This window comes from Flexibacter flexilis DSM 6793, assembly GCF_900112255.1.
In the GTDB taxonomy this organism is placed as follows: Bacteria; Bacteroidota; Bacteroidia; order Cytophagales; family Flexibacteraceae; genus Flexibacter; species Flexibacter flexilis.
In genome coordinates this window covers 238,876-252,144 of sequence record NZ_FOLE01000001.1, presented here as the reverse complement: position 1 = coordinate 252,144, position 13,269 = coordinate 238,876, and the positions used below count along the sequence as shown (strand labels likewise).

At 43.5% G+C, this 13,269-nt stretch carries 14 protein-coding genes; 2 read left to right on the top strand and 12 right to left on the bottom strand.

Annotated elements, in window-relative coordinates; genetic code table 11:
* Positions 1–21: 21 nt before the first annotated feature.
* The 12 genes from nuoL to BM090_RS00970 form a co-directional block, all read right to left on the bottom strand.
* The gene (nuoL, locus tag BM090_RS01025) at positions 22–1,947 is read right to left on the bottom strand and encodes an NADH-quinone oxidoreductase subunit L (protein ID WP_091505931.1); all 1,926 of its coding nucleotides are present in this window, start codon (positions 1,945–1,947) and stop codon (positions 22–24) included.
* An 81-nt stretch (positions 1,948–2,028) separates the two neighbouring features.
* Entirely contained in the window at positions 2,029–2,358 is a 330-nt protein-coding gene (gene nuoK / locus BM090_RS01020) for an NADH-quinone oxidoreductase subunit NuoK (protein ID WP_091505930.1), read from the bottom strand.
* Between the two features lie 45 nt (positions 2,359–2,403).
* On the bottom strand, positions 2,404–2,919 hold the full coding sequence (locus tag BM090_RS01015; protein WP_091505928.1) for an NADH-quinone oxidoreductase subunit J family protein: 516 nt from the start codon (positions 2,917–2,919) through the stop codon (positions 2,404–2,406).
* A 102-nt stretch (positions 2,920–3,021) separates the two neighbouring features.
* Complete coding sequence (locus BM090_RS01010) at positions 3,022–3,606, bottom strand: NuoI/complex I 23 kDa subunit family protein (protein WP_091505927.1); 585 nt, start codon at positions 3,604–3,606, stop codon at positions 3,022–3,024.
* Between the two features lie 47 nt (positions 3,607–3,653).
* On the bottom strand, positions 3,654–4,715 hold the full coding sequence (nuoH, locus tag BM090_RS01005) for an NADH-quinone oxidoreductase subunit NuoH (protein WP_091505924.1): 1,062 nt from the start codon (positions 4,713–4,715) through the stop codon (positions 3,654–3,656).
* Between the two features lie 63 nt (positions 4,716–4,778).
* Positions 4,779–5,807: an NADH-quinone oxidoreductase subunit G gene (locus BM090_RS01000; RefSeq protein ID WP_091505921.1), complete on the bottom strand. Its 1,029-nt coding sequence runs from the start codon at positions 5,805–5,807 to the stop codon at positions 4,779–4,781.
* 43 nt (positions 5,808–5,850) lie between these two features.
* Complete coding sequence (gene nuoF / locus BM090_RS00995) at positions 5,851–7,191, bottom strand: NADH-quinone oxidoreductase subunit NuoF (protein ID WP_091505919.1); 1,341 nt, start codon at positions 7,189–7,191, stop codon at positions 5,851–5,853.
* 86 nt (positions 7,192–7,277) lie between these two features.
* Entirely contained in the window at positions 7,278–7,802 is a 525-nt protein-coding gene (locus tag BM090_RS00990) for an NADH-quinone oxidoreductase subunit NuoE family protein (RefSeq protein WP_091505916.1), read from the bottom strand.
* Positions 7,803–7,847: 45 nt separating this feature from the next.
* On the bottom strand, positions 7,848–9,071 hold the full coding sequence (locus BM090_RS00985; RefSeq protein WP_091505913.1) for an NADH-quinone oxidoreductase subunit D: 1,224 nt from the start codon (positions 9,069–9,071) through the stop codon (positions 7,848–7,850).
* Positions 9,072–9,106: 35 nt separating this feature from the next.
* The gene (locus tag BM090_RS00980; protein ID WP_091505910.1) at positions 9,107–9,607 is read right to left on the bottom strand and encodes an NADH-quinone oxidoreductase subunit C; all 501 of its coding nucleotides are present in this window, start codon (positions 9,605–9,607) and stop codon (positions 9,107–9,109) included.
* Between the two features lie 78 nt (positions 9,608–9,685).
* Positions 9,686–10,222 (bottom strand): NADH-quinone oxidoreductase subunit B, encoded by a 537-nt coding sequence (locus BM090_RS00975; RefSeq protein WP_091505907.1) that lies wholly within the window; start codon positions 10,220–10,222, stop codon positions 9,686–9,688.
* Between the two features lie 123 nt (positions 10,223–10,345).
* Entirely contained in the window at positions 10,346–10,735 is a 390-nt protein-coding gene (locus BM090_RS00970; protein WP_091505905.1) for an NADH-quinone oxidoreductase subunit A, read from the bottom strand.
* Between the two features lie 546 nt (positions 10,736–11,281).
* Between BM090_RS00970 and BM090_RS00960 the strand changes: the two genes are divergently transcribed.
* Both BM090_RS00960 and BM090_RS00955 read left to right on the top strand, forming a co-directional pair.
* Positions 11,282–12,289, top strand: a complete 1,008-nt coding sequence (locus tag BM090_RS00960) for a beta-ketoacyl-ACP synthase III (RefSeq protein ID WP_091505899.1) — start codon at positions 11,282–11,284, stop codon at positions 12,287–12,289.
* 207 nt (positions 12,290–12,496) lie between these two features.
* Positions 12,497–13,222: an LOG family protein gene (locus BM090_RS00955; RefSeq protein WP_091505896.1), complete on the top strand. Its 726-nt coding sequence runs from the start codon at positions 12,497–12,499 to the stop codon at positions 13,220–13,222.
* Positions 13,223–13,269 lie beyond the last annotated feature (47 nt).

The following is a 13,269-nucleotide window of genomic DNA, read 5'->3' as shown; positions in this document are numbered from 1 at the left end:
AAAATATTAGGTTACAGCTTTTTACAGAATAAAGAAATTCAACACTAATATCAACGTGATGCTTGCCACCATCACAAAGATATAGAAGCCTGTAACACCCGTTTGGATTTGTCGGAACAAACTGCTCAAACCTTTTACCAATTGTCCTACGGCGTTCACGGCCAAATCAATTACCAAAAATTCGATTACGGCATAGAAAAACGTAGAAAGCGCAAACAATGGTTTTACAAATACGGTGTCATAAATTTCGTCCACATAATATTTGTTGTACACCACTTTTTGCAAAGCTGGAATAGGTTGGCCGTCGGCCACTGGCACCGATTTTTTGCTCACATACACCACATACGCAGCAATAGCCGAAACCACCGCAGCCGCCACCGAAACGCCCATCAACATAAACTCAGTCGAGTGGTCGAGGTGATGACCTGCAAACGCCTCTGGGTTCGCTGCTTTTGCTTGTGCAAACAACGGACTCATAAAATTAGCTAACCAATGTTTGCCTTCTGCAAATACTTCTGGCACACCAAGCAAACCGCCTGCCGCCGACAATACCGCCAACACCATCAGCGGGAAAGTCATCGAAAATGGCGACTCGTGCAAATGTGATTTTTGGTGTTCGCTACCTCTGAACTCGCCAAAGAAAGTCAAGAACAACAAACGGAACATATAGAACGATGTCATAATCGAACCCAACACACCAAACGCCCACATTACTTTGTTGTGTTCGTACACATGCGCCAAAATTTCGTCTTTGGAGAAAAAGCCAGCAAACGGCGGAATACCAGAAATAGCGATGGTACCAATCAGAAACGTAAGGAATGTAATTGGCAATGCTTTACGCAAACCGCCCATTTTACGAATGTCTTGTTCGTCGCTCATGGCGTGGATTACGCTACCCGCACCCAAGAAAAGTAAGGCTTTGAAGAAAGCGTGTGTCAGGACGTGGAACATAGACGACGAGTAAGCCATCACGCCCAAGCCTAAAAACATATAACCCAACTGACTCACCGTAGAGTAAGCCAATACTTTTTTGATGTCGTTTTGGAAAATACCGATTGTAGCGGCAAAAAGAGAAGTTGCAAGGCCGATAATGGCTACAAACTCAAGCGTTGTAGGCGCAAGCGAATACAACACATTCGAGCGAATAATCATGTAGATACCAGCTGTAACCATCGTAGCGGCGTGGATAAGTGCCGAAACTGGAGTTGGACCTGCCATCGCGTCGGGCAACCAAGTGTAAAGCGGCAATTGCGCACTTTTACCCATTGCACCCACAAAAAGCAATAGCGTGATAGCCGTAGCCGCTGCGCTATTGATAGCCAATTTTGTACCTGCTTGCGCAAACACGTCGGCATATTCAACGCTGCCGAAATTGGCAATAATCATAAAAATACCCAACAAAAAGCCCAAATCGCCGATGCGGTTCATAATGAAGGCTTTTTTCGCAGCATTGTTATAATTGGTGTTTCTGTTCCAGAAGCCGATAAGCAAGTAAGAACAAAGCCCTACGCCTTCCCAGCCAACAAACATTACCACGTAATTAGAACCCATTACCAGCAATAACATCGAGAACACGAACAAGTTAAGGAAAGCGAAAAACTTACCGAAACCTTCGTCGTGGTGCATATAGCCAATGGAGTAAATATGAATAAGCGAACCTACGCCCGTCACCAACAACAACATTATAAGAGAAAGCTGGTCGATGAGGAAAGAGAAAGAAATATGTAGGTCTGCTACGGTAATCCAATCGAAAAGTAGTACGCGCTGCGGAGTGCTGCCACCAGCCAAAAACTGGCTGAATACCAACAAAGAAAGAACAAACGAGCCTATCACCGCCGCCGAGCCTATAAGCCCTACCGCACTCTTTGGTACTTTACGAAATCCTAAGCCATTGATAGTGAAGCCAATCAATGGTAGCAAAGGAATCAAAATACAGAGCAATTGCATACAGTTTAATTTATTATAATGAGTAAATAACTTTTCCTATGGGAATGGAGTTTTTCTTTAGTATAAAAATGAACCAATCGGTTACCACTTGAGTTTGGACATCAACTCTACGTCTATGGAGCGTACATTTCTGTAAATCATGACGATAATGGCAAGCCCAACGGCTACTTCGGCGGCAGCTACCGCCATAATGAAAAACACAAACACTTGACCGTTCGGGTCGGAGCGATAAGCCGAAAAGGCCGTTAGCAACAAATTCACGGAGTTGAGCATAAGCTCTACGGACATGAAAATAATCAGAGCGTTGCGGCGCGTGAGTACACCTACTATGCCTATCACAAACAGAGCGGAAGCAAAAAACACATAGTAGTTTAGCGGAATGGTCTTAATGACCTCAGGTATTTCGTGCATTGGTATCGTATTTATTGTACAATAAACTTAAGTATCTGTAATTGATTAGAATGTGTTACGTTCTCCCGCTTCGCGTTTGCCGAGCATTACAGCACCAGCCATCGCAACCAACAACAGAATCGAAGCCAATTCGAAAGGAACTAAGAAACGTGTGAAAAGGGCTTTACCTAAACTTTTGACCAAACCTACTTGCGAGTCGAAAGTGGTTTCATCTACGCTGTGCAAGTTGGCATCTTTCAGAACGGCCACAATCACGACCAACAGCATACCGCCCGCAATGGACGCAGCCACTTTGAACAAATTACTTTTGTGGACTTCATGCTCACTTTTCATGTTCAGGAACATAATCACGAACAAGAAAAGTACCATGATAGCACCTGCGTACACAATAATGTTCACGGCAGCAATAAACTGGGCGTTGAGCAAAACGTAGTGGCCAGAAAGGGAGAAAAACGTAAGTATCAGGTACAAAACGCTATGCACTGGGTTGCGCGAAAACACCACCATCAGCGCACTGAGTAAGGCCAAGAATGTAAGAAAATAAAAGAGTTTATCTGCCATAAAAGATGAGCGATAAAAAGCTGTAAATTTATTAGTAAAGTGAAAATTTTAAAGTTTTTTCACAAAGTTTTTTACAATTTTTAAGAAAAGAGCAACCGATGCTTAGCGTTTTTTGGGAACACGAACCAAATCATTGTTCACATAACGGTCAGAATCAGTAAGTCCTGATTTCACGGACTTAGGCGCACGCTTGCGGTCAAGCGACTCAACCAAGCGGTCTTTGCCGAAAATCACATCTTCGCGCTCAAAGAATGCAGGAGCAAGTTTGTCGCTTTGCAAGAAAATAGCTGCTTTCGGGCAAGCCTCTTCGCACAAACCGCAGAAAATACAACGCAACATATTGATTTCGTAAACCGCTGCGTATTTTTCTTCACGATACAAATTCTCCTCTCCTTTTTTGCGTTCTGCCGACACCATCGAGATGGCCTCCGCAGGACAAGAAAGCGCACACAAACCACAAGCCGTACATCTTTCGCGGCCTTGTTCGTCGCGTTTGAGCACGTGCAAACCTCTGTACACCGAACTCATCGGGCGTTGCTGCTCAGGATATTGTATGGTTGGTTTCTTTCTGAAAAAGTGCTTAATGGTAATGCCCAAGCCTTGCGCAATAGCAGGCAAATACATACGCTCAGAAAGCGTCAGGGGCTTTTGTTCTATCTTTTTAGCTCTATTGGATAGTTTTTGCATGGCACATACTTTTTTAAGTTATCAAATAACTGATAATCAAATACTTTTTAGTTATTGAAAAAGTATTGCTTAATCATAATCGCCGCACCTGTCAGGATAATATTAAGAATTGACAAAGGAATAAGCGATTTCCAGCCCAAATTCATGAGTTGGTCGTAACGGAAGCGTGGAAGCGTCCAACGAACCCACATAAAGAAGAAGATGAAAGCTACTATTTTACCGAAAAACACGAGTGTTCCGACGATAGTCAAAACGTTGTGAGGCAAACCTAATTTGTCGATGAATGGGAAATGGTAGCCACCAAAATACATCGCAGACATTACGGCAGAAGCCACAAAAATGTTGATGTATTCGGCAAACAAATAAAAGCCCAATTTCATACTGCTATATTCGGTGTGATAACCGCCAATCAACTCGGCTTCGCACTCTGGCAAATCGAAAGGCGTGCGGTTGGTCTCAGCAAAAGCACAAATCAAGAAAATGATAAAGCCCAAAGGTTGGTAAAAAATATTCCAAGAGAAACCAGAAATACCCAAAAGCGGCTCACCTTGTTGTTTTACGATGTCGAACAAGTTAAGCGAACCCGAACTCATCAGGATTGCCACGATAGACATACCCATTGCTAATTCGTAGCTAATGTTTTGAGATGCAGCACGAATCGCACCCAACAACGAGAATTTGTTGTTAGAAGCCCAGCCACCAATCATTACACCATAAACGCCCAACGAAACCACACCAAAAATATACAAGATACCGATGTTTGCTTCTACACCTTGCACTCTAATCTCCTGACCTTCAACTTCTAACGTGTTGCCGAACGGAATAACCGCACTCGACATCAAAGCCGTCGTGATGGCCAAGCAAGGCCCTGCAATAAACAGCCATTTGTTAGAACGAGCAGGAATAAATTCTTCTTTGAAGAACATTTTTACCGCATCGGCCAACGGTTGAAACAAACCAAATGGCCCCGCACGGTTTGGCCCCAAGCGGTCTTGCAAAAAACCTGCGATTTTACGTTCCGCATAGGTAGAATATGTAGCTATCAATAAGGTAATTCCAAAAATCAGGAGTATGATAATGGCTTTAACCAACAGTACAGTATTTTCCATTGATACTTTCTTTTAAATTTTATATGCTTTACAAAATAAAGAATAAAGACTTTATGCAAGCCTTTACTCTTTGTTTACTTTATATTCTACCAATTTAGGATGCGTATCGTCAATTGCCTTGTAATCTCTTTCCGCTACTTTGAGTTGGAAATCAGGCTTTTGCAAATTGCCTAAGTAGTGATTTTGAGAAATAACCGACGTTCTGGAAATAGCGCGAGGTTGCTCAATTACCCAATCGCTGGTATTTTTCTTCTCAAAACGGCAAGTGTTACAGATGAAAGATTCGCGTTCTACTTCGTTGTAAGCATTACGGCGAGCCGTTACGCGCAACACCTCATCGCCTCTGTACCAAAGTACCACTTTACCACTGCATTTGTCGCAGTCGCGGTGTGCGTCCACTGGTTTAGTGAACCAAACACGGTTTTTGAAACGGAAAGTTTTGTCGGTAAGCGCACCCACTGGGCATACGTCAATGATGTTGCCGTAGTATTCGCCTTCAACAGATTTGCTAATATAAGTGCTGATTTCGGCAGCATCACCGCGTTTCATTACGCCGTGAACGCGTTTTGAAGTAAGTTGGTCGGCTGTAAATACGCAGCGGTAACACAAAATACAACGCGTCATGTGCAACTGCACGTAAGGGCCAATATCTATTTTATCGAAAGTGCGGCGTTCTTCCTGATAACGCGTCGCAGAAGCACCATGTTCGAAAGCAAAATTTTGTAAATCGCATTCGCCTGCTTGGTCGCAAACTGGGCAGTCGAGCGGGTGATTCAACAACAAAAATTCTACTACCGCTTTGCGCGTGTCCAAAACGTCCTGACTAAGTGTGTTTTCTACCACCATGCCATCTTGCACGCCCGTAATACACGAAGCCACTAATTTTGGCATCGGACGCGGGTCTTTGGCCGAACCTTGCGTAACTTTCACCAAACAAGCACGGCATTTGCCACCGCTACCTTTGAGCGATGAATAATAGCACATCGCAGGCGGCACTACGTCGCCACCGATTTTGCGTGCTGCCTGAAGTATGGTAGTACCTGGTTCTACTTCTACTTCTATTCCATCAAAAGTAATTTTTATTAACTCCATAGTATCAAAACCAAGGTTGGAAGTTCTTTTTATTGACTGATAATTAGGCGGTTACCGCTTCACGGCGATAAATAGGGCCTGAAATGTGTGCTTGCGAAGGATTTTTCACGTGCCACTCAAACTCGTCGCGGAAATGGCGAATAGCCGCAGCCACTGGCCACGCTGCCGCATCTCCAAGCGGACAAATCGTATTACCTTCTATCTTTTTGGCTACGCTCACCAGCAAATCAATATCCGCCGATGTGCCGTGTCCGTATTCGATGCGGTGCAACACTTTTTCCATCCAACCCGTACCCTCGCGGCATGGGCTACATTGTCCGCAAGATTCGTGATGATAGAAACGCGCAAAATTCCAAGTGTTACGCACGATGCAAGTGTCTTCGTCCATGACGATAAAACCACCCGAACCAAGCATTGTACCTGTCGCAAAACCACCATCCGAAAGGGATTCGTAGGTCATCAAGCGATTTTCGCCATTGACAGTTTTAAGAATAAGTTCTGTTGGCAAAATCGGTACTGACGAACCGCCAGCTACAACCGCTTTCATTTTTTTGCCTTTCCAGATGCCGCCGCAATATTCGTCAGAGTAAATAAATTCCTCGACTGGTACGCCCAATTCGATTTCATAAACACCTGGTTTGTTGATGTGGCCAGAGGCCGAAATCAATTTTGTACCTGTACTGCGACCAATACCAATTTTTGCGTATTCCTCGCCTCCGTTGTTCACAATCCACGAAACAGCCGCGATAGATTCTACGTTGTTTACTACGGTCGGGCAACCATAAAGACCTGCAATCGCTGGGAAAGGCGGTTTGTTGCGTGGGTTGCCGCGTTTGCCTTCGAGCGATTCGAGCAAAGCCGTTTCCTCGCCGCAAATGTAAGCACCACCACCCGACTGAACATAAATGTCTAAGTCGTAGCCACTTCCCAAAATATTTTTACCCAAAAAGCCTTTGGCGTAAGCCTCTGCAATGGCTTTTTCGAGAATCGTTACTACATACAGCATTTCGCCGCGCAAATAAATGTACGAAGTGTTTGTACCCAACGCATAGCTGGACACAATCATGCCTTCTACCAATGTATGCGGGCTGTGCGACATCAAGTAGCGGTCTTTGAAAGTACCTGGCTCACTTTCGTCGCCGTTGCAAACCAAATAGCGAGGTTTGCCCGATTTTTTATCAATAAAACTCCACTTCATGCCCGTCGGGAAACCTGCTCCCCCACGACCACGCAAGCCCGATTTTTTTACTTCCTCCACCACATCGTCTGGCGACATAGTTTTAAGGGCTTTTTCCACGGCACGGTAGCCACCTTTTTGGCGATACACCTCGAAAGTTTCGATACCTTGCGTGTTAATATGTTCGGTTAATATCTTTAATCCCATGATGTTACGAGTATTTTTGCTTCAACAATGAGTTTATCTTTTATAAAACTACGAATGAATTTTGAGCGTTAGGAATAGCGAGGCAATTACACCCACTCTTTTTCGATAAGCTCATCAACCTTTTGCGGGTTGAGGTCTTCGTAATATTTATAATCACCGTTGAAGGTTTTGAGTTTTACTTGCAAGCAAGGCGCGCCACCACAAGCGGCCAAACATTCTACGGTTTTGATGGTAAAGCGTTTGTCTGCTGTTGTTTCGCCTACTTTCACGCCCAATTTATTTTCCAAATGTTCTACCAACTCATCCGCGCCACGCAAAGCGCAAGGGCCTGTGCGACAAACTTCTAACACATATTTTCCGACTGGCTCTAAGTGAAACATCGTGTAGAAAGAGGCAACCTCATATACTTCTACAGGCTCAATGCTCAACAAAGAAGCCACATAATCCATTACGGGAACGCTACACCAGCCCCATTCAGTTTGTGCCAAGTGCAATACGGGCAAAAGGGCAGATTTTTGCTTTCCTTCTGGGTAATGACTAATAATCTCTTGCACCCTTTTGAGGGCTTCGGCAGGAAACTGCACGTTTTCGTTATGCGTTGTTTCAACCATTTTCTTTTCGTGTTTACTTCTTATAAAAATTTGAAACCCAGAGAATTAGGCATCTAACTCTCCCGCTATCACGTTTAAGCTACTGAGGATAAGGATAGCGTCCGAAAGCATCGTGTCTTTAATCATTTCAGGGTAAGCCTGATAGTATATAAAGCACGGACGACGGAAATGTAAACGGTATGGCGTGCGGCCACCGTCGCTGATAAGATAGAAACCTAACTCACCGTTGCCACCTTCTACGGAGTGGTAAACCTCTCCTACTGGTGCATCTATTTCGCCCATTACTATCTTGAAGTGATAGATAAGAGCTTCCATGTTGCGATAAACTTCTTCTTTGGGCGGCAAATAATAGTGCGAAGCGTTGGCGTGATAGTCGCCTGCTGGCAAGTTGTTAAGGGCTTGCTCAATGATGCGTACACTTTGCCAAATTTCTTCGTTACGAACCAAATAGCGGTCGTAAGTATCGCCTTTTGTACCGACAGGAATATCAAATTCAAAATCTTGGTACGAAGAATAAGGATTCATGACGCGCACGTCGTAGTCCACGCCAGCGGCACGCAAGTTTGGCCCCGTAAAGCCATATTGCAAGGCACGTTCTGGCGAAATACCGCCTACGTCTTTGATGCGGTCCACGAAAATGCGGTTACGATTCATCAACGATTCAAACTCCTGCATTACAGGCTTAAATCCTTTGATAAAATCCTTAATTTTTTGAATGGCTACTGGAGAAAGGTCGCGTTCCATGCCGCCGATGCGTCCCATATTGGTCGTAAGACGTGCACCGCAAACCTCCTCATAAATATCATAGATTTTTTCTCTTTCTTGGAAAACGTACAAGAAGCCCGTAAACGCACCAGAGTCCACACCCAAGATACTGTTACAAATCAGGTGGTCGGCGATACGCGCCAACTCCATCATGATTACGCGGATATATTGCGCACGCTTAGGCACGTCCACACCCAACAGCTTTTCTACGGTCATGTGCCAGCCTAAGTTGTTGATAGGCGACGAACAGTAGTTCATGCGGTCGGTTAGGGTCGTGATTTGGTAGAGGTTACGACGTTCTGCCAATTTTTCGAACGCACGGTGAATGTAACCGATAGTCGGCACAGCCGAAACGATTTTTTCGCCGTCCATTTGCAAGATATTCTGGAAAATACCGTGCGTAGCGGGGTGCGTTGGCCCTAAGTTTAGGGTTGTAAGTTCGTTTATATAAGAGACAACCTCAGCTTCATTGGCAGGGTTGTTATTCAATTTGATTTCAGACATAACTTTCTGTTTTGAGTTTGATAAATCGGCCTCAATTATCGTCCAAACATTGCGTCTTCTTTGTCGCGGCGCATTGGGTCTTCTACGGGATACTCCTTACGAAGTGGGAAATAATCCATATCTTCCATGTTGAGCACACGGATAAGATTAGGGTGTCCCGAAAATACAATTCCGAAGAAGTCGTATGCTTCGCGTTCCATCCAGTTGGCCGCAGGCCATAGACCTGTAATAGTTGGCACAACGGCATCTTCGATAGGGAAGAATATTTTGATACGCAAGCGGTGATTATGCACAAGGCTGTGCAATTGATACACGACACTCAACTCCTCACCTTTGCGGTCGGGGAAATGCACGCCGCACATGGTGGTCAGAAATATATACTGGAATTCTTGGTGGTCGCGCAGATATTCCAACAAAGCCACGATGTTTTCACGCGTGGTAGTGAAAGTCAGTAGCTCATAGGGTTCGTGCACATCGGCAATAGCATCGCCGAACTTTTGCTTAATATCTTCGATTACAGCTTGATTGGTAAGCATTTGCGCTATATTGATTTCAGATGTTGATATAAAAAAGCAAGAGACAAGCCATTGCTGGTTTGCCTTCTTTTTTACTTATTATTTAATATTGTAAGAAGCCAACAACTGTTGGTATTCGGGAGCGTTACGACGACGAACCGACTCGGTAGCAGCCAACTCCTGTATTTTGAGTAGCCCTTCGATGATTTGTTCGGGACGAGGCGGACAACCTGGCACATATACGTCCACAGGCACTACGCGGTCAATACCTTGCAACACGCTGTAAGTATCAAAAATACCACCGCTTGAAGCGCAAGCACCTACGGCAATCACCCAACGAGGTTCGGCCATTTGTTCGTACACTTGACGCACAACTGGTGCCATTTTCTTGGCGATTGTGCCCATTACCATCAACAAATCGGCTTGGCGAGGCGAGAAACTTGGTCTTTCCGAACCAAAACGCGCAATGTCGTAAGTGGCAGCCATCGTGGCCATAAACTCAATACCACAACAAGAAGTAGCAAAAGGTAATGGCCATAGTGAATTTTTACGCGCCATACCTACCACTTGGTCTAAAGATGTAGCAAAGAACCCAGCTCCTTCTACACCCTGAGGGGCATCTTCCATTTTTACCATAATCTTATATGTTTGAGTCGGGAAGCGACTTCGATTTTTGTGTATTTACTACGACTTTTTCTGGTGAATCTTGAGTAAAAGTCAAAACTCGTGTATTTATTATTTAGAAGGAATATAAATTACCTATTCCCACTTCAATACGCCTTTTTTGATAATGTAATAAAAGCCTGCTAAAAGCGTACCCATGAACAGGAGCATTTCTCCGAAAATAGCAAAACCGCCTTGGCTTTCTTTTACAAACTCTTTGAAATTGACTGCCCAAGGATACATGAAGATAATCTCCACGTCAAAAAGTACAAAAAGAATAGCTATCAAAAAGTACTTAATAGAGATAGGTGTACGCGCATCACCATGTGCTTCAATACCGCATTCCCAAGATTCGTCTTTTACTTGGCTGTTACGCTTAGGGCCGAGCAAGTGCGTAGCAATAATGGAAGTAACCACAAAGCCTAAAGCTGCCACAAACTGAACAATAATAGGCAGATAGTCAGAAGGTAAATAAGATTCTTTCATATTAACAGAATTTGAGGACAAAATTCAGAAGATTTGAAGCCGCAATTATAACGGTATTTTGTGATATATAAACAGTTGTAGTGATATTTTGTTTGAAAGTTTCGCAATAAACATTGCAAACTCTTTACGCAAACGTATGCAAAAAATCATGGTTTTGAACAAAACAAAATACACCCCAAACAGGCCTTATCAGCGCAATTCAAAAAAAATAATGGAGTGTTTCTTAATTTTTATAAAGTCTATTTTAAAAGTCTTGATTCTATGAAAAACCATAAACAATAATGTTACAGGTAATGCTATTGCGCTTATCTATCAAAAATGTTCAATTTTTTTTCAAAACATCTTTGCTTCGATTTCGTACAATACAGCGGCGGTCTGAACATTTTTTTATTTTTTTTATAAGTTTGTTCGAAAATTTGCACTTTGTCGTGTTGGGTTGCCACACAAAGCATAACAATTGTCATTGTAAGTTTTATGGGCAAACACCACCAAAAAACTACAAAAGCAACAAAAAGCAACACCAAACAATCCAATTATCATTAAAGAATGAAAAAAAGTAAAATTGTAGGGATTGGTCATTACGTCCCCGAGAATGTTATTACTAATGAATATCTTTCCACGAAGATGGCTACGTCCGATGAGTGGATTACCGAGCGAACGGGAATTAAAGAACGCCGTTTCTTCACTTTGGGAGAAGATACGGTAGCCAACATGGGCACACGTGCCACCAAATTAGCCCTCGAAAGAGCGGGCCTCCAAGCCAAAGACATTGATTTTATTGTATTTGCTACCATTACCCCCGATTATTATTTCCCTGGCTCTGGCGTTTTGCTTGGCCGCGAGCTGGAACTGGAAGGCATACCCGCGTTAGATATTCGCAACCAATGTTCGGGGTTTGTGTATGCCCTCTCAATTGCCGACCAATTTATTCGTACAGGAATGTACAAAACCATTTTGGTAGTTGGCTCAGAAATCCAGTCATCTATTCTCAATATCAGCGATGAGGGCAGAGGGATGGCCGTTATTTTTGGCGATGGGGCAGGAGCTGTTATTCTGCAAGCTACTGAGGAGGAAGGCAAAGGCATTTTGTCCACGCATCTACACGCCGATGGGCGTTTTGCCGAAGAGCTTATCGTAAAAGCACCGAGCAGCAGCATGCCAAACCGCCGTTATCCTGACGTACAGCAACTCACCGATTTGTCGGAAGCAGAGCCTTATATGAATGGAAATGCCGTGTTCAAACATGCGGTTACGCGTCTGAACGAAGCCGTACAGGAAGCTCTCAGCACCAACAATTACACCGCAGACGACATTGATTTGCTTGTGCCACACCAAGCTAACGCACGCATTACCAATTATTTACGCGATACGCTCAAACTCCCCGAAAACAAAGTAGTGAGCAATATTCACAAATACGGCAACACGACCGCCGCTTCTATCCCAATTGCCATGAGCGAGGCTTGGGCGGAAGGGCGCATCAAAGAAAACGACCTGATTTGTTTGGCGGCTTTCGGTAGCGGCTTTACGTGGGCATCAGCTCTTATCCGCTGGTAAAAAATTGATTTTCAAAATCATTGCCGACCTCTTACACTACACATGTGTAAGAGGTTTTTTATTTTTAATTCGCTGAATCACGTTTACATATTTGCTTTTTTGAGAATAAAAAACGAATATTGCGGGCTTTTGCCTAAAAAAATCAATTGATTGAAGGCCGTGAAAAGCATCAATAATCCAGTTTTTTTCAGTAAATAAAAAACACCAATGACAGAAATCAATTTGAACGAAGACGAACAAAAAATACGCAAAGCGTTTCAAACACGCGATTGGAACGAGATAAAAACAAACGACTCTTGGACGATTTTTAAGGTAATGTCTGAGTTTGTGAGTGCATTTGAAAAATTAGCAGAAATAGGCCCTTGCGTGTCGATATTTGGCTCTGCTCGCACCAAAGCCGACAACCCATATTATAAAATGGCTGAAGAAATTGCAGCCAAACTCGTAAGACATGGTTACGGCGTAATTACTGGCGGTGGCCCAGGTATCATGGAAGCAGGTAATAAAGGTGCATACCAACAAGGCGGCAAGTCCGTAGGTCTGAATATTGTGCTTCCTTTCGAACAATTTAATAATCAATACATTGACCGCGACAAAATGCTCAATTTTGATTATTTCTTCGTAAGAAAAGTAATGTTTATGAAATACGCGCAAGGCTTTATCGTCATGCCAGGCGGTATGGGTACACTCGACGAATTGTTTGAGGCGATTACGCTTATTCAAACGAAAAAAATCGCACGTTTCCCGATTGTATTAGTAGGTCGTAGCTACTGGGAAGGTCTTTTCAAGTGGATTGAAGACGTAATGCTCAACCAAGAACATAACATCAATGCAGAAGATTTGAACCTGATTAATATCGTGGATACCCCGACGGAAGCCGTAAAGGTGATCGACGATTTTTATTCAAAATATATGCTCAAACCAAACTTTTAAGACTTTTTTGTTCGAGAAGTCCTCTAGAGCAGCTATATTTGCAAACC